The sequence below is a fragment of the uncultured Subdoligranulum sp. genome (assembly GCF_937890665.1).
Genome location: NZ_CALADU010000273.1, coordinates 1 through 21,130, shown reverse-complemented (window position 1 = coordinate 21,130; position 21,130 = coordinate 1). Strand labels below are relative to the sequence as shown.

The 21,130-nt window shown below is 59.4% G+C and carries 18 protein-coding genes; 7 read left to right on the top strand and 11 right to left on the bottom strand.

Annotation, left to right across the window (positions count from 1 at the left end; genetic code table 11):
* Positions 1–14: 14 nt before the first annotated feature.
* Genes Q0526_RS15215 through Q0526_RS15200 form a run of 4 tightly spaced genes read right to left on the bottom strand, consistent with a single transcriptional unit; the run spans position 15 to position 4,360 of the window.
* A complete protein-coding gene (locus Q0526_RS15215) occupies positions 15–1,445 on the bottom strand; it encodes a hypothetical protein (protein ID WP_298735397.1) in 1,431 nt (476 codons plus the stop codon).
* Between the two features lie 26 nt (positions 1,446–1,471).
* Positions 1,472–2,353 carry a hypothetical protein gene (locus Q0526_RS15210; protein ID WP_298735395.1) on the bottom strand — a complete coding sequence of 294 codons (882 nt, stop codon included), beginning with the start codon at positions 2,351–2,353 and terminating at the stop codon, positions 1,472–1,474.
* Complete coding sequence (locus Q0526_RS15205; protein ID WP_298735392.1) at positions 2,350–3,699, bottom strand: HAMP domain-containing sensor histidine kinase; 1,350 nt, start codon at positions 3,697–3,699, stop codon at positions 2,350–2,352. The genes Q0526_RS15210 and Q0526_RS15205 overlap by 4 nt, the downstream gene beginning before the upstream one ends.
* Before the next feature lie 4 nt (positions 3,700–3,703).
* Positions 3,704–4,360 carry a response regulator transcription factor gene (locus tag Q0526_RS15200; RefSeq protein WP_298735390.1) on the bottom strand — a complete coding sequence of 219 codons (657 nt, stop codon included), beginning with the start codon at positions 4,358–4,360 and terminating at the stop codon, positions 3,704–3,706.
* Between the two features lie 161 nt (positions 4,361–4,521).
* On the opposite strand from Q0526_RS15200, the gene Q0526_RS15195 reads away from it, so the two are divergent.
* Entirely contained in the window at positions 4,522–6,792 is a 2,271-nt protein-coding gene (locus Q0526_RS15195; RefSeq protein WP_298735387.1) for a glycoside hydrolase family 3 C-terminal domain-containing protein, read from the top strand.
* 59 nt (positions 6,793–6,851) lie between these two features.
* On the opposite strand, the gene Q0526_RS15190 is transcribed toward Q0526_RS15195, so the two are convergent.
* Positions 6,852–7,697, bottom strand: coding sequence for an AraC family transcriptional regulator (locus Q0526_RS15190; protein WP_298735384.1), 846 nt, complete (start codon positions 7,695–7,697; stop codon positions 6,852–6,854).
* Positions 7,698–8,115: 418 nt separating this feature from the next.
* Here Q0526_RS15190 and Q0526_RS15185 point away from each other — a divergent pair, with 418 nt between their 5' ends.
* The 6 genes from Q0526_RS15185 (at position 8,116) to Q0526_RS15160 (ending at position 14,853) form a co-directional block, all read left to right on the top strand.
* A complete protein-coding gene (locus tag Q0526_RS15185) occupies positions 8,116–9,471 on the top strand; it encodes a carbohydrate ABC transporter substrate-binding protein (protein ID WP_298735381.1) in 1,356 nt (451 codons plus the stop codon).
* A gap of 69 nt (positions 9,472–9,540) precedes the next feature.
* The gene (locus tag Q0526_RS15180; RefSeq protein ID WP_298735378.1) at positions 9,541–10,425 is read left to right on the top strand and encodes a sugar ABC transporter permease; all 885 of its coding nucleotides are present in this window, start codon (positions 9,541–9,543) and stop codon (positions 10,423–10,425) included.
* A 12-nt stretch (positions 10,426–10,437) separates the two neighbouring features.
* A complete protein-coding gene (locus Q0526_RS15175; RefSeq protein WP_298735377.1) occupies positions 10,438–11,328 on the top strand; it encodes a carbohydrate ABC transporter permease in 891 nt (296 codons plus the stop codon).
* 9 nt (positions 11,329–11,337) lie between these two features.
* Positions 11,338–11,544, top strand: a complete 207-nt coding sequence (locus tag Q0526_RS15170; protein WP_298735375.1) for a hypothetical protein — start codon at positions 11,338–11,340, stop codon at positions 11,542–11,544.
* 18 nt (positions 11,545–11,562) lie between these two features.
* Positions 11,563–13,734 (top strand): 1,3-beta-galactosyl-N-acetylhexosamine phosphorylase, encoded by a 2,172-nt coding sequence (gnpA, locus tag Q0526_RS15165; protein ID WP_298735372.1) that lies wholly within the window; start codon positions 11,563–11,565, stop codon positions 13,732–13,734.
* Positions 13,735–13,746: 12 nt separating this feature from the next.
* Complete coding sequence (locus Q0526_RS15160; RefSeq protein ID WP_298735371.1) at positions 13,747–14,853, top strand: aminoglycoside phosphotransferase family protein; 1,107 nt, start codon at positions 13,747–13,749, stop codon at positions 14,851–14,853.
* An 81-nt stretch (positions 14,854–14,934) separates the two neighbouring features.
* Here Q0526_RS15160 and Q0526_RS15155 read toward each other — a convergent pair whose 3' ends face one another.
* The 6 genes from Q0526_RS15155 to Q0526_RS15130 form a co-directional block, all read right to left on the bottom strand.
* The gene (locus Q0526_RS15155) at positions 14,935–15,933 is read right to left on the bottom strand and encodes a LacI family DNA-binding transcriptional regulator (RefSeq protein ID WP_298735369.1); all 999 of its coding nucleotides are present in this window, start codon (positions 15,931–15,933) and stop codon (positions 14,935–14,937) included.
* A gap of 224 nt (positions 15,934–16,157) precedes the next feature.
* The gene (locus Q0526_RS15150; protein WP_298735367.1) at positions 16,158–17,135 is read right to left on the bottom strand and encodes an isocitrate lyase/PEP mutase family protein; all 978 of its coding nucleotides are present in this window, start codon (positions 17,133–17,135) and stop codon (positions 16,158–16,160) included.
* A gap of 31 nt (positions 17,136–17,166) precedes the next feature.
* Complete coding sequence (locus tag Q0526_RS15145) at positions 17,167–18,567, bottom strand: MATE family efflux transporter (protein WP_298735364.1); 1,401 nt, start codon at positions 18,565–18,567, stop codon at positions 17,167–17,169.
* Positions 18,564–19,277, bottom strand: a complete 714-nt coding sequence (locus Q0526_RS15140) for an ABC transporter ATP-binding protein (protein WP_298735361.1) — start codon at positions 19,275–19,277, stop codon at positions 18,564–18,566. Before Q0526_RS15140 ends, Q0526_RS15145 begins: the two co-directional genes overlap by 4 nt.
* On the bottom strand, positions 19,274–20,026 hold the full coding sequence (locus Q0526_RS15135) for an ABC transporter ATP-binding protein (RefSeq protein ID WP_298735358.1): 753 nt from the start codon (positions 20,024–20,026) through the stop codon (positions 19,274–19,276). The genes Q0526_RS15140 and Q0526_RS15135 overlap by 4 nt, the downstream gene beginning before the upstream one ends.
* Positions 20,023–20,997 (bottom strand): branched-chain amino acid ABC transporter permease, encoded by a 975-nt coding sequence (locus Q0526_RS15130; RefSeq protein ID WP_298735355.1) that lies wholly within the window; start codon positions 20,995–20,997, stop codon positions 20,023–20,025. Before Q0526_RS15130 ends, Q0526_RS15135 begins: the two co-directional genes overlap by 4 nt.
* Between the last annotated feature and the right edge of the window lie 133 nt (positions 20,998–21,130).

Here is a 21,130-nt window from a genome sequence, read left to right as displayed (position 1 = left end):
CTCCGTTTTCTGCATCAGGACGCCGCAACGGGCGTATAGTCGGTGCTGCCCTGCAAAAAGGCGTCAATGTCTATCAGGGCAAAGCGGGGGCCATCCTCCCCCTCGCCGGTTTCCAGCAAAAACCGCCCGTCATCGGTCTGGGCCATCAACTGTACGGCGTAGTTCGGCAGCATGAATTCTTCCATCGTCTGCTCCACCGCCGTCAGGGTCCCGGTCTGGGTATCCAGCACCCAGGCCCGATTTTCTCCGTTCACATTGTCGGAACCGGTGATCCAGAGATACCGCCCCTGCTGGGCCGCGATGTCCGGCAGCCCCGCCACGGTCACCCGGGGCATATGCATGGAGGGATCGGGGATGGGCCGCAGCAGGTCCTGCCACTCCCCGGTAGCGGCATCCAGCACACAGAGGGCGTCCCGCTGGCTGCCGCCCTCTTCCAGTGGCGTGGCATCATCAAAATAGAGTTTGCCGTTGCACAAGCCGTGAAAGGCCTCCGTGCCGAAGTTGGTGCGGTCGTGGGGCGTCTCCAGCACCTTGGTGCGGGCCCCGGTCGCCGGGTCCAGCCAGTCATACTCCACCGTGGCGGTCTGCAGCACGGCGTCATAGGCATCCCAGCCTTCGGCGTTGTAGTCGGGCAGCGGCGCCGTGGTGACGGTGCGGGAGGTCAGCAGGTTGTGCCCCTGCGCCCCGAGAATCTGTTCCTGCTGCTGTAGGGCAAAGGTCGTGACCGCCCCATCCGCCAGCGAGATGCGGTAACCGGTGGAGTTGCTCACCGCAGGTTCCGACAGGGCGTAGCCGTACAGAGCCGTTCCGTCGCACCACCCCACCGTCACATTGGTCAGGTCCTGCGACGCCTGAATATTGCGCCGGGAAGCCCCGTCCCCCTCGATGACATAGAGTCCCGCCGGGGCGGAGGCCTCCGCATACCGGTTCCGGTAGAAGGTCAGGATTTCCTCTTCGGTCATGCCGGCCAGCGCCTCGGACGGCTGGGCCAGATGGGGCGCCACGATCTCGGCATAGTAATCCTCCCAGCTGCCCTGATAGCGCATCGTCGGCACGCCGTGGTAGGCATAGACGGTATCCCCCACCGCAAAGAGCTGCACAGATTGGCCACGCCCCGGCAACCAGGCCGGGCAGGCTTCCGAATCATGGGGGCAGCCCGTCACGCTGCAAAGCACCTGCCGGGTAGCGGTGGCATAGTCGGTTTTCATGATCAGCACATACCCCAGATAAGCCTGCAGGGAATAGCAGGCATCCCCCGTGTTGAAATCCGCTGTGTCGCCGCTGCCCAGCGAAAAAAACGCTGCCGATGCCGGCGCCGCTTCGGCGGGAGCAGTCTCGGGGGTTTGGGTGGCTTGCGGCACCGAAGGCGCCGCGGCAGATTCGCCGCAGGCCGTTAAGCCCAGTGCCAACAGGCCGGTCAGGCCCAAAGAGAGCAAACGCTTCATCACAATTCTCCTTCTGTTCGGGGTTATCAGGGCAGCAGCACCGGCAACTCCTCTTCCGTGCAGGGCTGTAAACTCAAACTCAAAAACCAGCGGGGCTGGGTCACCGTGGTGTTTTCCACCCAACTGGTGTAATCGTAGGCATTCACTGCGGCGGAGATCAGTGCCTCGCCGTTTTGGCTGTAAAGGGCACAGCCATAGGGGGAGTTTTCCGGCACCTCCCAGTCCCCCAGTGCGTCCAGCCCTGTCAGCGTGGCAAAGGCGCGCAGACCATTCTCGTCAGGGGCAGCAGGGGCGGTATCTCCCTCCCGGGGGACCGACATCCACAGCTGGGTCACCACACCAGTGCGGGTATCCATCGTCAGGCTGAACGCCGTATACAGCGCCCCTTGCTCCAAACCGAACCGCTTGATCGTCGCAAAGCCCAGACTGTCGGTGGCGCAGTAGGGAATGCTTAGGTCATAATAGCCACCGTTGTAGCTCTCGTACCAGCTACCGGCATCCCGCTCCCAGTCGGTGGCCCAAGCCACCCACATCTGGTCCAGCACGCCGCTATTCGCCAGATTTTGCAGGGCAGTGGCCACCGTTTCCCGGTACTCGTACCCATTGCTCATGGGCTCCAGACCGCTTTGGGCCCCAATGTACATTTTTAGGTCGGGGGCCGACTGGTCCGGCGGCAGCTCCACCGAGGCAAAGCTCTGCTGTTGCTGGGCCTGTGCCTTGAGTTGGCGCAGAATGTAATAGTCCTCTCCGCTGGGGACCGGCGCGGTGTAGGCGTCCTGCACGACCTCGCTGTGGCCGATGGAACTCATGTCCACCGCCGTGAGGAAGATGGCCGGAGCCGCCGCACAGGTCATAACGGCAGCGGCGCACAGCGCCGCCATGGCTTTGGGATGCTGCCACAGACTCATACCCCATCCCCTCCTTTTTGCAAGATCACCCGCACCGTGGTCCCCTGCCCCGGTGCGCTTTGGATGTCCAGCGCGCTGCCGTGGGCCGCTGCGATCCGTTTGCAGAGCGCCAGCCCCAGCCCGCTGCCGCCCTGTTTGCGGGCACGGGATTTATCCACCATGTAAAACGGCTCGGTCACCCGGGCAATTTCTTCCGCCGGGATGCCGCAGCCGTGGTCCTCCACCGCCAAATACACCTGCGCGCCGTCTTCCCAGCAATGCACCGCGATGGGTGACCCCGGCGCACCGGCTTTGACCGCATTCTGGACCAGATTGCACAAAAGATCCAGCAGCAGGTCGGCATCCCCTCGCACGATCCAGCTCCCCTCAGGGATTTGCAAGGTAGCCTGCGGGCAGGCTTCCCGCAGGCGGGGCCACAGCGAAGCCAAATCCACGTCGGTAAGTTCCAGTGTTTCTTCCCCCAGCGCCAGCAGCGCCAATAGCTTTTGGCTCAGCGCTTCCAGACGGCGGCTCTCGTGATAGATTGCTCCCGCCGCTTCCCGCTGTTCGTCGGGGTCGGTCTGCAGGCTGCGCAGCACATCGGCATAGCCGATGATGCTCGTCATGGGGGTTTTCAGTTCATGGGTGAAAGCCCCCATGAAATCCTCCCGCTTCTGCACGTCCTCTTCCAGCGCGGCGATCTTTTCCTGCACCGCGTCGGCCATCTTATCAAAGCTGGCACTGACCTGTTCCAGTTCGTCGCCGGTGTGCAATCCGGTGCGGCGGGCATAGTCCCCGCCGGCGATCTGGGCACTGGTAGCGGTGAGTACCCGCAGCGGCCGGGTCATCTGCCGGGCCAGCGCAGCCAACACCGCAGCCCCCGCCGCCAACACCACCGCTTCCAGCGCAAGGAATCGCCGGAGGCTGGCATCCCGGTCCCGGTAGATCTGGGTCAGATCAAAGGCGCTGACCAGATGCAGGTCCCCCTGCAGGTCGCTGCCGTACAAAGAGAACACTGCCCCGTCCGCCGACACCGTGCGCATCGTGCCGTTGTCCAGCGGGACATCCAGCGGCACAGCCAGCGTGCTTTCCAGCAGGTCGCCGCCCTTCCACAGCGCAGCGGATACCTGCTGCTTTTCCAACAGACTGCCCAGCGTCGCTGCGTCCAAGGTTTCGCCCCGACGCTGGCGGTCGATGATTTCGGTCTGAAGCAGTGTGCAGGTCTGGGAATGGGCCACGGCGTTGGCCGTGTTGATCCGGGCGAGCTGTACGCCGAAGTCACTGTACAGCAAGTAGCACCCGCCCACACCGAAGGACGCACTGAGTACCAGCAGCAGCAGGCAGATCATTTTTTGTGCGTAGCGCATGGGGTTACTCCTTTTTCAAACGGTAGCCGATGCGGTAGACGGTTTCGATATGGTCATACCAATGCAGCTTGCGCCGCAATCGCATAATGTGCAGGTCCAGCGTGCGGGTGTCGGTTTCGGCCATATCGCCGCCCCAGACCCGCTCATACAAGGTATCCCGGTAGAGGGCTGCGCCCCGGTTGCGCATAAGCTGTTCCAGCAGCAAAAACTCGTTGGGCGTCAGGTCCACCGGCTCGCCGTTCTGGGTCACGGTGTGTTCCCCGGCGTCCAGCACCACGTCAAAGGCCTGCATCACGTTGCCGCGCCCGGCCCGCCGCAGCACCGATTCTACCCGGGCCAGCAGTTCCTCGATGACGAAGGGTTTCACGATATAGTCGTCGGCGCCCCGGCGCAGCCCTTCGACCCGTTCCTTCACGGTGCCCTTGGCGGTAATGAAGATCACCGGCACCCCCTGCGGGCGCAGGTATTCCAACAGTTCGTAACCATCCAGCCCGGGCAGCATGATGTCCAGCAAGGCCAAATCGTAGTCCGTCTTTTCGATCAGGTCGGCGGCGGTGCGGCCATCCCCCGCCACCGTGCAGTCATACCCCGCCCGGGTCAGGCTCATCTCGATGAGCCGGGCGATCAAATGTTCATCCTCAACGATCAAAACATGGGTCATGCCATAGCTTCCTTTCTATCTCAGCTCTAGGATATACCCGGATTGTATCCTACTTGTAACAAATCCCACGGTAAATTTACACAATTTCCTTTATTTTAGCACAGCAAGCGTGGTATAATATACCAAAATCGGACAAAATGTCAAAAAGGAGTCAACGAGCTATGACCGCCACCGTAGAAGAACTGGTGCGTTCCCTCACTTTGGAAGAAAAAGCCGGGCTGTGCTCCGGTGCGGACTTCTGGCACACCAAAGCGGTGGAGCGTCTGGGCATCCCGGCCCTGATGCTCTCCGACGGGCCCCACGGTCTGCGTACCCAAAAGCCCGGCAGCCAAAACCCCAACGACAGCATCGAGGCGGTGTGTTTTCCCGCTGGATGCGCAGCGGCTGCCAGCTTTGACCCCACCCTGACCCGCCGGATGGGCGCGGCACTGGGCCGGGAAGCCCGGGCCTCCGGGGTGGGCGTTGTGCTGGGACCTGCCATCAACATCAAGCGCAGCCCCTTGTGCGGCCGAAATTTTGAATATTACAGCGAGGATCCCTTCTTGGCCGGGGAACTGGCCGCCGGGTTGATCGAGGGGATCCAGAGCGAAGGCGTGGGGGCTTGCCCCAAGCATTTTGCCGCCAACAGTCAGGAAACCCGCCGCATGACGGCAGACAGCCGTCTGGATGAGCGCACTCTCCATGAAATTTACCTGCCTGCCTTTGAGGCAGCGGTTCGGGAAGCCCAGCCTTGGAGCGTGATGTGCAGCTACAACCGGGTCAACGGCGTCTATGCCAGTGAGAACGCCCTGCTGCTGAACGAAATTTTGCGGGAGCAATGGGGCTTTCACGGCTTTACCATGTCGGACTGGGGCGCCGTGAACGACCGGGTCCGGGGCGTGGCCGCCGGATTGGATCTGGAAATGCCGGGTTCGGGCGGGGTCAACGACGCCAAACTGGTGGAGGCCGTGCGCAGCGGCGCTTTGGACGAAGCGGTGTTGGACAAAGCGGTGACCCGCATTTTGAACATCGTGCTGCGGGCCGCCGATTTGGCCCAGCAGCCGGCCGTATTTGACCGTACCGCCGACCATGCGCTGGCGGTGGAACTGGCGCAGGAAAGCGCCGTGCTGCTGCAAAATCTGGGGGCACTGCCCCTGCATACGGGGCAAAAGGTCGCTTACATCGGTGCCTTTGCCGACACGCCCCGGTATCAGGGCGGCGGCTCCAGCCATGTGAACACCCACGCCGCCATCGGTGCCCGGGAGGCCGCCCGCCGCAACGGGCGGGACATCGTCTATGTGGAAGGCTTCCCCGCCGACCGGGATCAGCGGGACGAGCACGCCTTCCTGCAGGCGGTGACCGCCGCCGAAGAAGCCGACGTGGCGGTGATCTTTGCCGGATTGCCGGAAATTTTTGAGAGCGAGGGCGCCGACCGCCGCCACATGCGGCTGCCGGACTGCCAGAACAATCTGATCGCCCGGGTGGCCGCCGTACAGAAAAACACCGTGGTCGTGCTGCATACCGGCGCGCCGGTGGAATGCCCCTGGGCGGGGGATGTATCGGCGGTGCTTTGCCTGTATCTGGCCGGAGAAGGCATCGGAGAAGCCACCGATGCCCTGCTGTGGGGTGAAGCCAATCCCTCTGGGCATCTGCCCGAGACCTGGCCCCTGCGGCTGGAAGATACCCCCTGTTATCTGGACTATCCCGGGGACGGTTTGACCGCCGACTACCGGGAGGGGGTCTATGTGGGGTACCGCTGGTATGACGGACGCCGCATGCCGGTGCGCTGGCCTTTCGGTCATGGCCTGAGCTACACCGGGTTTGTCTACCGGGACGCGGTGCTGGACAGCGACACCCTCACCGAGGACGGCAGCGTGACCCTGCGGCTGCGTATCCGCAACAGCGGCGCCCTGCGGGGTGCCGAGGTGGTACAGCTCTATGTCAGTGATGCCACCGGCACACCGGTACCCGGCGGCCGCGTGCCGCAGGCGCTGCGGGGCTTCCAGAAAGTACTGCTGGACCCGGGGCAGGAATGCGAGGTGCGATTCACCCTCACCGCCCGGGACCTGAGCCGGTACAGCGCCGAGCTTCACGATTGGTATGCTGCCCCCGGCCGGTATGAGCTGCGGCTGGGACGTTCCAGCCGGGACATTCGCATGACGGTGCCGCTGCACTACCAGAGCGACCGTCATCTGCCCCTGACCGTGGATGAAAACACCCCGTTAGGGGTGCTGCTGGCGGATGCCCGCACCGCCGCCCCCGTACAGCAGATGCTGGCCCAGCACCAGCAGGCATTGGCCAACGGCGGCGGGGACGGTCTGATGCCCCCCGAGGCGATGGCCCAAATGCTGGATGCCATGCCGCTGCGGGCGCTGGTCAACTTCGGCGGTCCCGAAGCCGTGGCTGCCCTGCCCGCCCTTTTGGAAACCCTGCGGCAGGCCGCTCAATCCTGATTTGAACAACAAAGCCCCCGGCGGGAAAATCCGCCGGGGGCTTTTTGCAGGACTGCTTATCACAGATTGCGGTCCTCTTGATTTTTTTGGACGGTACGCCGGTATTCGATAGGGCTCATCCCCTCCAGACGCCGAAAGCTCTGGGAGAAATAGCTGGGGGAACTGAATCCCACCAGCTCGCTGATTTGGGTCAGGCTGTGATCGGTGCTGGCCAGCAGGGCCTTGCTCTCGGTAATGCGGCGGCGCAGCAGATAGTTGATGGGCGAAATGTTGTATTCTTTCTGGAAGGCATGGGCCAGATAGTATTTGTTGATATGGGTGACGGCAGCCAACTGATCCAGCGAGATGCTTTCCCGGAAATTTTCATCCAAATACCGCTTGGCCGCCGCGCACTCCTTATTTTTCGAGGGCGCTTTGGTGATGCGCAGCGACACCGACGCCCGACGCACCAATTTAACGAGCAGCACTTCCAAGATGTCCTGACAGATCATCTCGCAGCCGTCCTCTTTGTTGTCCATCTCCCGCAGCAGCAGCCGGATCATATAGAGCAGGTCTTCCCGCATGTCGTGACATTTGAGCATGGTATAGCCCAGATTTTTCTGGTCAAAGAGGAACTCCACCCCTTCGATGCCCAGCACCACATACTCCAGCGGGCTGGCTTGATAGCTCAGCTCGGTATGCTGCACCCGGGGATTGACGATGATCAGGTCATCCGGCTCCACGCTGTGCAGCGTGCCCTCAATGTTAAACTGTCCCCGGCCGCTGATGCAATAGAACATCTCGCTGCAGGCGTGGGTGTGGGGCACCGAATGCCAGTCCCCGCCAAACCGGCTCTTACTGATATACAAAAGGCGTACAGCCTCCCGCGGCGGAACTTCCATGTCAAGATCGTACCGAGTGTTCATTGCGGTGCCTCCCTGCCGGTTCAAGATCCATAAAAAGAGGAGCAAAAAGAATAAATGTCGCACAGATTTTTTTGCATTTCTTGTTCTTGCCCCTATTATACCGACCCCTTGTCCATTTGGCAAGCACTCCTTCGCCTTTTTTCGACGGTTTTTAGAAAAATCGAAAAATCGTAAAAAATCCGATTTTTCCGCCTTTTCGTCAAACTAGCTAAGAAAACCGCGGCTGGTTTGGTCAGTATTTTCTAAATCTTGTCATTCATGCGATTTTGCGCGGCGCAAAGAGCAAGATGTATAAATTTCTACTCAACAACTCCCTTGTGAAGGGCGGGTCCAAACAAGTATCATAAAGATGTCAACAGGAGGTCCCGCCCCTTGCGGGACGGCTCCGATCCGCTTCATGAGAAGGAGGAACAACCGTATGAAGAAAGTCATTTCTCTGGCCTTGGCAGCCAGCATGGCGTTGTCGCTCGCCGCTTGTGGCGGGGCAAGCTCCAGCTCTGCCGCCGCCGACAGCTCTGCGGCAACAAGCGAGGGCGCTGCCGCCGAGTCCACCACCATCAAAGTCGCCGCTATCGAAACCGCTTACGGTACCGAAATGTGGCAGAAAGTTGCCGATGCTTTCACCGAGCAGACCGGCATTCAAGTGGAACTGACCACCGACAAGAATCTGGAAGATGTGATCGGCCCCTCGATGCAGGGCGGCGATTACCCCGACGTGGTACATTTGGCCACCGGCCGTGAGGCAGGCCTGACCGAGCAGTTCATCAAAGGCAACCTGATCGCCGACATCACCGACGTGCTGAGCATGACGGTTCCCGGCGAGGATGTGAAGGTCAGCGACAAGATCGCCGGCGGCTTCACCGAGACTTCCCTGACCAATCCCTACAACGACGGCAAGACCTATCTGGCGCCCATGTTCTACAGCCCCTGCGGCCTGTTCTACAACGCCGGTCTGCTGAAGGAAAAGGGCTGGGAAGTGCCCACCACTTGGGACGAAATGTGGGAACTGGGCGACAAGGCTCTGGCTGAGGGCATCTACCTCTTCACCTACCCCACCACCGGTTACTTTGACGCGTTCTTCTACGCGCTGATGTACTCCGCAGGCGGCCCCGAGTTCTTCGAGAAGGCCACCCACTACGAGGAAGGCATCTGGGATACCCCCGAGGCACAGACCTGCTTTGACATCGTTGCCAAGCTGGCCAAGTACACCAACCCCATTACCCCCGCGCAGGCCAACGATCAGGACTTCACCCAGAACCAGCAGCTGGTGCTGGACAACAAGGCGATCTTCATGCCCAACGGCACCTGGATCGTGGGCGAAATGGCCGAAGCGCCCCGCGCCGACGGCTTTGAGTGGGGCATGACCGCCCTGCCCGCCGTGACCGCTGACGGCGACCGTTACAGCTACACCTGGTTCGAGCAGTGCTGGATTCCTGCCGGCGCCGAGCATCAGGATGCTGCTAAGCAGTTCATCGCGTTCCTGTACAGCGACACCGCCTGCCAGATCTTTGCCGAGTCCGGCGCCATCCAGCCTGTGCTGGGCATCGCCGACACGCTGGAAGGCGACAACAAGCTCTTCTACTCCATCTACGACAACGGCGCCAAAGCCGCTATGGGCAACTTTGCCGCCTTCACCGCCATCCCCGGCGTGGAAGTCCGCACTGCCTTCTTTGATCCCGTCAACTCTCTGGTTTCCGGTTCTATGACCGAACAGCAGTGGATCGACGGCGTCAAGTCCGCCAGCGATCAGATGCGTGCCAACATCATCGAGTAATTTCCGCAAGCAGCGAGGGCGCGTTCGCGCCCTCGCCTTTTTCGTACTGTGAAAGGAGCGGTTGTTCTTATGAACAAAAACAAAGGCCGCAGCCGGTTTTTGGTGCTCTGTCTGGCACCGGCCACCATTCTGTTCTTTATCTTTATGATCGTGCCCACCCTCAACGTCTTCCGCATGTCGCTGTTTGAGCGTGGCGCCTACTCTCCCAACGAGACCTTCGTGGGACTGGCCAACTTCCAGCAGCTCTTCAAGGACACCCAGTTCATCCGGTCCATGCAGAATATGATCCTGCTGGTGGTGGTCGTCACCATCATCACCTTCGGTTTCGCACTGGTCTTTGCGGCCATCCTCACGCGGGAAAAGGTCAAGGGCCAGAACTTCTTCCGGGTGGTGTTCTACATCCCCAACATCCTGTCTGTTGTCGTTATCGCCGGTATCTTCTCGGCCATCTATAAGCCGGAAAACGGTATGCTCAACAGCATCATCGGACTGTTCACCACCATGACCGATCCCATTCTGTGGAAGGGCGAAACGCTGGTTATCCCCTCGCTGATCATCGCCATGGTCTGGCAGGCTATCGGCTACTACATGGTCATGTACATGGCGTCTATGTCCGCCGTACCGGAAAGCCTTTATGAGAGCGCCAATCTGGACGGCGCCGGCCGGGTGACCCAGTTCTTCCAGATCACCATTCCGCTGATCTGGACCAACATCCGCACCACCCTGACCTTCTTCATCATCTCCACCATCAACATGGCGTTCCTGTTCGTCAAGGCCATGACCAGCGGCGGCCCCAACGGTGCTTCCGACGTGGCGCTGAACTACATGTACAGCCAGAAAGACGCCGGTCTGTACGGTTACAGCATGGCCATCGGCGTCGTGATCTTCCTGTTCTCCTTCGCGCTGTCCGCTGTGGTCAACAAGGCCACCGACCGCGAACCGCTGGAATTTTAAGGAGGGGCATCCATGCAAGAAAAAACTTCCTCCCGTTCGGGCGAACGGCTGTATATGGCCTTCATCTATCTGGTGTTGGCCCTGCTGGCCATCAGCATTTTGGTGCCGGTGGCATGGGTCTTTATGGCCTCTATCAAACAAAACTCGGAATTTTACGGCAACCCCTGGGCGCTGCCCGCCGGCTTCTACTGGCAAAACTTTGTGGAAGCATGGAACGGCGCCAAGATGGGTTCCTACATGCTCAACTCGGTGATCGTCACGGCGCTGGCGCTGGCCTTGCTGCTGGTGATTGCCCTGCCCGCCGCCTACTGTCTAGCTCGCTTTAAATTCATGGGCCAGAAACTGCTGCACACCCTCTTCATGGCGGGCCTGTTCATCAACGTGAACTACATCGTCGTGCCCATCTTCCTGATGCTGCGGGACGGTGACAACTGGCTGAAGAACCTGACCGGCACGAGCTTTTTGCTCAACAACCTCTTTGTGCTGGCCGTGGTTTACGCCGCCACCGCACTGCCCTTCACCATCTATCTGCTGTCGGGCTACTTTGCCACGCTGGCCCACGACTATGAGGAAGCCGCCTACATCGACGGCGCCGGGTACGGCACCACCATGGTGCGGATCATCTTCCCCATGGCGAAGCCCAGCATCATCACCATCATCCTCTTCAACTTCCTCTCCTTCTGGAACGAGTACATCATCTCGATGACCTTGATGAGCTCCACCAGCGCCCCCCGCACCCTGCCGGTCGGTCTGCTGAACTTGATGCAGGCCCAGCAGAGCGCCGCCCAGTACGGCACCATGTATGCCGGTCTGGTGCTGGTCATGCTGCCCACCCTCATCCTGTATATCTGCGTCCAGAAACAGCTGACCCAAGGCATGACCGTGGGCGGCCTGAAAGGCTAAGGTGATCCTATGGCATTTTGGAAAGAGCATCCTACCCTGCGCATCCTGCTGATCGCAGTGTGCTTTGTGCTGGCGCTGGTTATGATCATCGCCGGCTGGACCATGACCGGCGAGCTGGCCGGGCTGGGCATCATGGTAGTGGGCGTCGCCCTGCTGCTGGTTGCACTGGCCATCTATAATAAGCCGTTTGAGGACGGTAAAAAGGGAAAGAAATAAGAAAGGGGGAATCATTGTATGCATGATTCCAAACCCCGCGGTCGCGTCACCATTCCCACCGATATTGACGTGATCCCCCAGACCAAAGAACTGCTGGCGCGCTGGGGCGCCGACGCCATCCGTGACTGTGACGGCACCGACTTTCCGCAGGAGCTGAAAGACACCGGCGCCAAGGTCTACGCCACCTACTACACCACCCGCAAGGACAACGCTTGGGCCAAGGCCAACCCCGATGAAGTACAGCAGTGCTACATCATGACGGCTTTCTACACCGCCTCCGAGGGTCCCTTGTCCATCCCCCTGATGAAGGGCATCAGCCCCGAGCTGATGCAGCCCAACACCCGGGACGACATCACCCGCTGGTGGGAAGTGGTGGACCGCACCACCGGCCAGCCCCTCGCCCCCGCTGCTTGGCGCTATGAGGAAGCCTCCGGCTGTGTGGTCATTGACGAGCCGGCCCCCTACCACGAGTACACCGTCAGCTTCTTGGCGTACCTGATCTGGGACCCGGTACATATGTACAATGCCGTGGTCAACGACTGGAAGGACTTCGAGCATCAGATCACCTTCGACGTGCGTCAGCCCAAGACCCACAAGTATTCGATGGAACGGCTGCGCAAATTCATCGAGACCCACCCCTATGTGAACGTCATCCGCTACACCACCTTCTTCCATCAGTTCACCCTCATGTTCGATGAGCTGAAGCGGGAAAAGTATGTGGACTGGTATGGCTACTCCGCCAGCGTGTCCCCCTACATCCTCCAGCAGTTTGAGGAAGAGGTGGGCTACAAGTTCCGCCCCGAGTTCATCATCGACCAAGGCTACTACAACAACCAGTACCGGGTGCCCAGCAAGGAGTACAAGGATTTTCAGGCCTTCCAGCGCCGGGAAGTGGCCAAGCTGGTGCGGGAGATGACCGACATCACCCACGAGTACGGCAAGGAAGCCATGATGTTCCTGGGCGACCACTGGATCGGCACCGAGCCTTTCATGCCGGAGTTCCAGAACGCTGGTGTGGACGCCGTGGTGGGCAGCGTGGGCAATGGTTCCACCCTGCGGTTAATCTCTGACATCAAGGGCGTCAAATACACCGAGGGCCGCTTCTTGCCCTATTTCTTCCCCGACACCTTCCACGAGGGCGGCGATCCCGTCCGGGAAGCCAAGGAGAACTGGGTCACCGCCCGTCGTGCCATTCTGCGCAGCCCCATCGACCGCATCGGTTACGGCGGCTACCTGAAACTGGCCTGCGAGTTCCCCGAGTTCCTCGACTATGTGGAGAGCGTCTGCAACGAGTTCCGGGAACTGTACGGCAATATCAAAGGCACCACCCCCTACTGCGTCAAGACCGTGGCTGTGCTGAACAGTTGGGGCAAGATGCGGGCTTGGGGCTGCCATATGGTCCACCATGCGCTGTACCAGAAGCAGAATTACAGCTATGCCGGCGTTATCGAGGCGTTGTCCGGCGCCCCCTTTGATGTGAAATTCCTCAGCTTTGACGACATCAAGGCGGATCCCCATGTGCTGGATTCCATCGACGTGCTCATCAACGTGGGCGACGGCGACACCGCCCACACCGGCGGCAAAGTCTGGGAAGATCCCGAGATCGCCGCTGCCGTCAAGGGCTTTGTCTACCGGGGCGGCGGCCTGATCGGCGTAGGCGAGCCGGGCGGCCACCAGTATCAGGGACGGTATCTGCAGTTGGCGGCGCCGCTGGGCGTGGAGAAAGAAACCGGCTTTACCCTGAACTACGACAAGTACAACTGGGAAGAGCATCGGGACCACTTTATTCTGGCCGACTGCCCCAACCACGACGTGGACTTCGGCGAAGGCAAGAAGAGCATCTACGCCTTCGAGGGCACCGACATCCTGATCCAGCGGGATAAGGAAGTACAGATGGCCGCCCACGACTACGGCGAAGGCCGCGGCGTCTACCTCAGCGGTCTGCCTTACAGCTTTGTGAACAACCGGGTACTCTACCGTGCCATCCTGTGGGCGGCCCATGCCGAGGATGAACTGCACACTTGGTTCAGCGACAACTACAATGTGGAAGTACATGCCTACGTGAAGAACGGCAAATACTGTGTGGTCAACAACACCTATGAGCCGCAGGATACCACGGTCTACCGGGGCGATGGGTCCAGCTTCACGCTGCATCTGGACGCCAACGAGATCCGCTGGTACGAGATTTAAGGGGGATTTACCATGGAGAACCGTTTTGAACACCCCGATGTGCTGGCTGCCTGGGACTGGGGCGGCACGGTGGCCGGTGCCCTGCCCTACGGAGAGGGACACATCAACGCCACCCACTGCATCTACGTGCAGTTGCCCGACGGGGACAGCCGCCGGTATATCCTGCAAAAGATTAACACTGCCACCTTCACCGACCCGGATGGCTTGATGGAGAATATCTGCGGCGTTACCGAGTATCTGCGCCGGCAGGCCATGGAACGAGGCGCCGACCCCAGCCGGGTGACCCTGCAGGTCATCCCGACGAAGGAGGGCAAGCCCTACTACCGGGATGCACAGGACGGCTGCTGGCGCGTCTATGCCTTTGTGGAGGACACCGTCTGCCTGCAGCAGGTCCAGACCCCGGAAGATTTTTACCAGAGCGCGGTGGCTTTCGGCAACTTCCAGAAACAGTTGGCCAACTACCCTGCCGCCACCCTGCACGAAACCATCCCCCACTTCCACGACACGCCCCGCCGTTTCGAGAACTTTGAAAAGGCGCTGGCCGCTGATGCGCTGGGCCGTGCCAAGGACGTAGCCGACGAGATCGCCTTTGTGCGGGCCCGCAAAGCGGATTGCGCCTACATGACCGATCTGCTGGCCGCCGGCAAGCTGCCGTTGCGGGTAACCCACAACGACACCAAGCTGAACAACATTTTGTTTGACAAGGCAACCGGTGAAGGGCTCTGCGTCATCGATCTGGACACCGTCATGCCGGGACTGGCCGCCAACGACTTTGGCGATTCCATCCGGTTCGGCGCCAACCACAGCGCCGAGGACGAGCCCGATCTGTCCAAGGTGAACTTTGCCATCGATCTGTTCGAGATCTACACCAAAGGCTACCTGCAAGCTGCCGGGGATGCCTTTACCCCGCTGGAAAAGGCCACCCTGCCCTGGGGCGCCAAGCTGATGACGCTGGAATGCGGCATCCGCTTCCTGACCGACTATCTGGAGGGCGACCACTACTTCCACACCACCCGGCCGGGGCAGAACTTGGACCGTGCCCGCACCCAGTTCAAGCTGGTGCAGGACATGGAAAACTGCTGGGCCGACATGGAGGCCATTGTACAGCAATATAGTTGAGCATTCCTCCTTCTATAAAAAACAGGAGCTTCTTCCCCAAGGGAAGAAGCTCCTGTTTTGTCTTTGGTTGTCTGCCCGGCTTTAGGTGGTGCCGCGTTCCACAATGGTCATGCGCAGCGTCACATGGTGGCTGGGTTCCCGGCCGTCCAATACATCCAACAGCGTCCGAGCGCCCATAATACTGGACATGGTGATCATGGCATCCAGCGAAGTCAGCCGCGGGCGGCAGGTTTCGCAAAAAGCCGAGTTGTGCTCGCCGATCAGTGCGATCTGCTGGGGCACCGCGACGCCCTTCTCCTTCAGGATGTTCAGCAGGCCGATGGCGATTAGGTCGGTGGCACAGATGATGCCGTCCACCTCGGGATGCTCCCGTAGCAGATGGTAGGCAAGATGCTCCCCTTCTTCCACCCGGTCGGGGATGCCGGTATACACCGTGCCCCGCAGCCGCGGTTCCCCCTTTTTGATGGCCCCCTCGAAGCTGGACCGAATCAGCGGCCCGCTGATTCGCCCCTTATTGATCACCAAAATCAGGTTCCGGCGGCCGCGTTGGGCCAGATAATCCACACAACTTTCGATGCCTTCCTTCTCGTCGGCACCAACGGAATAGATGTTGGGCAGCGAAAAGGTCATCGTGTTGTGGACCATGACCACCGGCGTTTCGGGCAGATGACGCTTTACCGCCTGCGTGACAGCCTCCACATCGCGGAAAGCATCCCCCATACAGACTACGCCCTCCACCCGGTGGCGGGCCATATCCATCATACCGTTTTCCACCGCGTCGGAACCCCGGCCGATGTATTTGCTGAAACAATAGTACCCGTTGCGCATCAGCTCGTATTCCACGCGATGGGCGCCTTCCACCTGATGCAGTGTATCAATGTCATCGGTCAAAATGCCGATGGTCTTGGTGGATTGCATCACCAGATTGCGCGCGTTGGTATCGGGAACATAGTTGTGTTCCTGCAACAGTTTTTGAATTTTTTCTCGGGTCACCCGGTTTACCCCGGGCTTTCCGTTGACCACACGGGAGACCGAACTAGCAGATACGCCAGCCAATTTTGCAATGTCGTAAATCGTCATAACTTTGTTCTCACGGCCCCTTGTTGCACCCTATTGCCATAAAATCGCACTTTTCCGTATTGTATATACCACTTTTTGGAAAAGTTTGCAACAAAACCTCTTTCGTGTTTTTAATATTTCGACACTTCCGCTAAAAACGTTTACCGTTTCAAACACAAACATCCCGGTCGGGCAAAATTTTTCACCCGGCCGGGCTTTATAAGGAGAATCAAACCGAATGTCGTTTAGGTGGGCGTCTTTTCCCGCAGCTCGGATTCATAGGCGCGATATTTTTTGTCCAGTGCGATGTAATCCTCGAATTTGAACAGGTGGAATTCATGTCCAATGCCATATTCGCCAGAGGGATCGATCTCATGATTTTCGCTGTAAACGGTGTTTTTGTTGCGGAAGTTCTCACGGAAAAACTCCAGCATGCCCCGGGCAGCGCCTTTCATGGCCACATGGTTGCTGACCAAATGGAAGCCCCATTCCTGCATTTGTTCCAGCGTAGCGTCCGGTTTGCCGTCGGTGGCATGTACGTCCGGATAGAACAGATACCGGCCCGGCGCCGAAAGGCGGCGGCTGATCTCGCGGCATTCCGCTTCACAGTCCGCATGGCAGATGTTCTGGATCATCGTGATCTCTGCCCCGGCCTGATAGCCCATCTCGGCCCGGCGAATCGCTTCCTCCAACCCCATGCCGCCAAAATTGGCAATGGCACCGGTTTGGGGGGCTCCCCCGCCCTTACAGTCGGTACGGGCAATGATCATGCAGTCAGTGCCCTTCACGGCCTCCACCGCCGCATGGACGTTGGCAGCCCACCGCTCAGCGTCCATATAGCCGTAGCCGCTGGCGTAGGTGTATCCGGTGGCAAAGGCGCCGCTCATGGTATCTTCGATGGAGATGGCCATGGCACCCACCTCGGCCAGCCGTTTGCAGTTGCGGTAGACCTGCATCGGTGTACCGCCGCCGTTTTCGCCGTCCACGATTACCGGCAATTTGGTGGAATTGCAGATGCGCTCGGTGGCGTAGATGTATTCCTCCCAGTTGTACATACCGGCAGGGATACCGTTCATGGCGTATTCCAATTCGCAGCTGCTGATAAGTACCGCGTTGTGACCTACCAGTTCGGCACAGCGGGCCGAAAGGCAGTCATAGATGCAGGGAGCCCATACAAACTCCCCTTTTTCCAACAGTTCGCGGATGGTATGTTGTGCGGACACAGTCCGTCACCTCCTTCATTGGTTAACCCCTTCAAATGGTTTGGTTCACGTCCCGGATCCAGTGGCTGCACACCATCCGCCACAGACACAGGAAGGTCTTGCAGATGGTATCCAGCTTGAGGCAGATAAACACCCAAAAAGGTGCCCATCCCCAGTGCAGGCCCGCCAGATACCCCAACGGGATGTTGAGCCCCCACATGAAGATCAGGTCGGCTGCCATCAGGAAGCGGGTATCACCGCCGCCCCGCAGCACGCCCTTGCTCATGACGGACTGGGCCGCCTGAAACACCATGAGCAGACTCATGGCATGCATCATTTGCATGGTGGCGTCCATCGCCTCGGGGGAAAGGTCATACAGCCCAACCACAAAGGGGCTGGCCAGTTCGATCAGCACACCGCCCGCCAAACCACCGACGACCGAGAGCAGAAAGAAGGTCCGGCTTTGCCGTTGGACGGCGGCCTGCTCGCCGCGGCCCACCGCCTGCCCGATCATCACCGAGGAGGCGTTGCTCAGCCCCATCAAAAAGGCGGTACAAAACCGCATGGTAGCCAAGGTGATGGCCTGACCGCTGACCACAGCGGCCCCCATATGGCCCAAAATAACGCTGAGGATGTTGTCCCCCACCGTGTACATACCGTCGCTGATGATGGGCGGCATACCGGTGGTAAGAAAGCTGCGCATCATGGCGGGGTCCAGCTTTCCCGCAAAATCCTTGGGACGGAACGCGATATACTTTTGGACCCCCAACAGATACCCGAAGGTGATGGCAAATTCCAACCCGCGGCTGATCAGGGTCCCTACGGCCGCGCCGGCAATGCCCAACCGGGGCGCGCCGAACTTGCCGAAGATGAAAACGTAGTTGAAAAAGATATTGGTAAAAAAGGACAGGCTGGAAACGATCAGCCCCAGATAGAGGACCCCCACGGTGCGCAGCAGATTGACCATGATCAGGCTGGTGCCGTGGAAGAAGAAGATCCACGCCGTTACCCGCAGGTACTGGCTGCCCAGCTCGATCATTTCCGGTTGGGTGGTGTAGACCCCCATGATGGCATGGGGCAAGGTTCCGGTAACCACCGCAAACAGGATGGCGGAACCGCCCGCAATGTACATGGAAAGCCGCCACACCTGCCGGACCATAGCCTTGTTGCCCGCGCCACAATACTGGGCGCTGAGCACACAGGCCCCGCCAGAGATCCCCAGACAGAGGATGTAGTACAGATAATAGTACTGGTTGGCCAACGAGGAAGCCGAGAGTGCGTTTTCCCCCAGCGCACCGACCATAACGGTGTCCATCAGGTTGACGCCGATGTTGATGGCCTGTTGAAAGGCCACCGGCAGCCCCACCAGTACCACTTGGCGATAAAAGCTCGGATTTTTCTCTATCCAGCGTTCCTGCCAAGCGCCCAGCCGCGCCCGCAGTGCAAAGGTCACAGGCCGAGATACTTCTTTCGGGTTTCTTCCGAGAGTTCCTGCGTGGCCTGATGATGCACGACCGTGCCGCGCTCCAGAATATAGCAGTCGCTGCTGACTTTGGTGGCAAACTTCACGTTCTGCTCAGCAATCAGGATGGTCACGCCCTCTGCCAGCAGATTGGTCACCATGTCGGCCAACTGATCCACGATGATGGGGGCCAGACCTTCGGTGATTTCGTCCAACAGCATCATCTTGGGGTTCTGCATCAGGCCGCGGGCTACGGCCAGCATCTGCTTTTCACCGCCGGACAGCTTGTCGCCTTTGGAATCCTTGCGTTCCTGCAGACGGGGGAAGAACTTATAGACACTGTCCAGATTCCATTTTTCGCTGCCGTCCACGCCCTTGCGCGCCGCCACGCGAAGATTTTCCTCGGTGGTCAGTGTGGGGAAGATGTGACGGCCCTGCGGCACGTAGGCAATGCCCAGCCGAGCAATGGCATGGCTCTGCATACCCACCAACTGCTTGCCGTTGAAGGTGATGGAACCTTCGGTCTTGCAGTGCTCTTTCGGGTTGAGCATGCCCATGATGGTCTTCATCGTGGTGGATTTGCCTACGCCGTTGCGGCCCAGCAAACACACCGAGGTACCTTCCTCGACGCCGAGATCCACGCCATTCAGAATATGGCTTTTGTCATAATAGGCTTGTACGCCTTTCAGTTCCAGAATCACGACACGTCACCTCCCAGATACGCCTGCTGCACGTAGGTATTTTGCTTGATCTCGTCCGGCGTACCGGTGGCGATCATCTCGCCGTCCCGCAGTACCGAGATCACATCGGCGTAGTTAAAGACGATCTCCATGTCGTGTTCAATGAAGATGATCGTCATGTTGCGTTCATGGGCTAGATCCCGGATCAACTGCATCAGGGTGTAGGCTTCCTCACGGGCCACACCGGCGGCGGGCTCGTCCAGAATCAGCAGTTTGGGGTCCATGGCCAGTGCAATGGCAATGTCCAGACGACGCTGGTCACCGTAGGAAAGATAGGCGGCCACATCGTTCATCTTATCCTCCAAGCCTACCAAGCTCAGGTAGGTCTGGACTTCCTTTTTCAGGTAGGAATCCCGCACCGGCAGAATGTTGAAGGTCTTTTTGTTCATCTCGATGCGGGCGATCTGCACATTCTCGTACACGGTCAGATTGTTGAACAGCTTGGAGATCTGGAAGCATTTCGTCATGCCTTTGTGTACGATCTTGTTGGGCGCCAGACCGGCAATGTCCTCGCCGCGGAAGATGACCTTGCCGCTGGAGGGGGTGGTACGGTTGGTGATCAAGTCCATCAGGGTGGATTTGCCGGCACCGTTGGGGCCGATGATGGCGCGGACCTGACCTTCCGGCACCTCGAAGGAGACGTCCTTCGTGGCGTGCAGCGCGCCGAAATAACGGTTGAGGTGCTCAACCTTCAGAATCGGTTCACTCATTTGTTGGCACTCTCCTTTTTGGTGGGGATCTCGCCCAGATCACGGGTGGTATCGTCACGCAGCAAGCCATTCTGCAGGAACAGCACACAGAAGACGATGAGCGCGCCCAGAATGAACTGGTAGTAGTTGGTCAGGATGGAAACCTGCGTGGAGATAAAGGTCACGATGACCGCACCCAGAATGGGACCGAAGAAGCTCTGCATGCCGCCGATCAGGCACATGACCAGACCTTCGGTGGAGGTGTTGGTGGAGAACATGACCGGGAACGCACCCATGTTGCGCATGGCGTAGAGGATACCGGCAACGGTAACAAAGAAGCTGGACACCATGCAGGCAAACAGACGAACGTTCTGGGTGTTCATGCCAACGAAGGTCAGACGTTCCAGATTGTCGCGGCTGCCCTTGAGGACGGTTGCAAAGGGGCTGTGGTAGAACAGGTAGATGAGCACGATGCAAATCACACTGACCACAAAGCTCAGATAGAAGTTGCCGCTGGCGCTGCCGGCAAAGTCCAGACGGACGTTACCGGTCAGACCGGTATCGGAACCCACATAGGGGATCTTGTACACCATGGTGAACAGCAGGGTGTTGATGCCCATGCTCATGAAGGCGAAGGCCAAGTCATCGTTGGCCCGCAGGCACAATACATTAACGCCCAGCGAGATGACCATGGACAGGACCATGGCGCCCACAATGGCCAGCGGTTTGGCCCAGCCGAGGCGGACCACCAAAATGACGTAGGAGTAGGAACCCATGCCGAAGTAGGTAGCCATACCGAGGGGACGCAGACCGCCGAAACCGAGGATGATGTTCAGCGCCGAGGCGAAGAGCATCATAATCACGGTACGGCTCATGAAGTCCAGCACGGAGTCCGCTGCGAAGAACGAGTAGACCAACATAATCAGGCAGATTGCCACACCAACGATCAGGTGGCGCTTGACCTGCGGGATCTTTTTCCAGCTTTTCAGCATCTCAGCGCGCCTCCTTCTTGGTGAACAGGCCCTGCGGGTTGATCGCCATGGCAATGACCATCAGCGCAGCGGGCAGAACGTTGTAATACTGGGGCAGGTAGATGGCACCGAAGGCATTGACCAGACCGACCAG

What these genes read in the sequence shown, in the direction of transcription:
- Q0526_RS15215 (WP_298735397.1), bottom strand. Translation starts at nt 1,445, where the DNA reads ATGAAGCGTTTGCTCTCTTTGGGCCTGACCGGCCTGTTGGCACTGGGC.
- Q0526_RS15210 (WP_298735395.1), bottom strand. Translation starts at nt 2,353, where the DNA reads ATGAGTCTGTGGCAGCATCCCAAAGCCATGGCGGCGCTGTGCGCCGCT.
- Q0526_RS15205 (WP_298735392.1), bottom strand. Translation starts at nt 3,699, where the DNA reads ATGCGCTACGCACAAAAAATGATCTGCCTGCTGCTGCTGGTACTCAGT.
- Q0526_RS15200 (WP_298735390.1), bottom strand. Translation starts at nt 4,360, where the DNA reads ATGACCCATGTTTTGATCGTTGAGGATGAACATTTGATCGCCCGGCTC.
- Q0526_RS15195 (WP_298735387.1), top strand. Translation starts at nt 4,522, where the DNA reads ATGACCGCCACCGTAGAAGAACTGGTGCGTTCCCTCACTTTGGAAGAA.
- Q0526_RS15190 (WP_298735384.1), bottom strand. Translation starts at nt 7,697, where the DNA reads ATGAACACTCGGTACGATCTTGACATGGAAGTTCCGCCGCGGGAGGCT.
- Q0526_RS15185 (WP_298735381.1), top strand. Translation starts at nt 8,116, where the DNA reads ATGAAGAAAGTCATTTCTCTGGCCTTGGCAGCCAGCATGGCGTTGTCG.
- Q0526_RS15180 (WP_298735378.1), top strand. Translation starts at nt 9,541, where the DNA reads ATGAACAAAAACAAAGGCCGCAGCCGGTTTTTGGTGCTCTGTCTGGCA.
- Q0526_RS15175 (WP_298735377.1), top strand. Translation starts at nt 10,438, where the DNA reads ATGCAAGAAAAAACTTCCTCCCGTTCGGGCGAACGGCTGTATATGGCC.
- Q0526_RS15170 (WP_298735375.1), top strand. Translation starts at nt 11,338, where the DNA reads ATGGCATTTTGGAAAGAGCATCCTACCCTGCGCATCCTGCTGATCGCA.
- gnpA (WP_298735372.1), top strand. Translation starts at nt 11,563, where the DNA reads ATGCATGATTCCAAACCCCGCGGTCGCGTCACCATTCCCACCGATATT.
- Q0526_RS15160 (WP_298735371.1), top strand. Translation starts at nt 13,747, where the DNA reads ATGGAGAACCGTTTTGAACACCCCGATGTGCTGGCTGCCTGGGACTGG.
- Q0526_RS15155 (WP_298735369.1), bottom strand. Translation starts at nt 15,933, where the DNA reads ATGACGATTTACGACATTGCAAAATTGGCTGGCGTATCTGCTAGTTCG.
- Q0526_RS15135 (WP_298735358.1), bottom strand. Translation starts at nt 20,026, where the DNA reads ATGAGTGAACCGATTCTGAAGGTTGAGCACCTCAACCGTTATTTCGGC.
- Q0526_RS15130 (WP_298735355.1), bottom strand. Translation starts at nt 20,997, where the DNA reads ATGCTGAAAAGCTGGAAAAAGATCCCGCAGGTCAAGCGCCACCTGATC.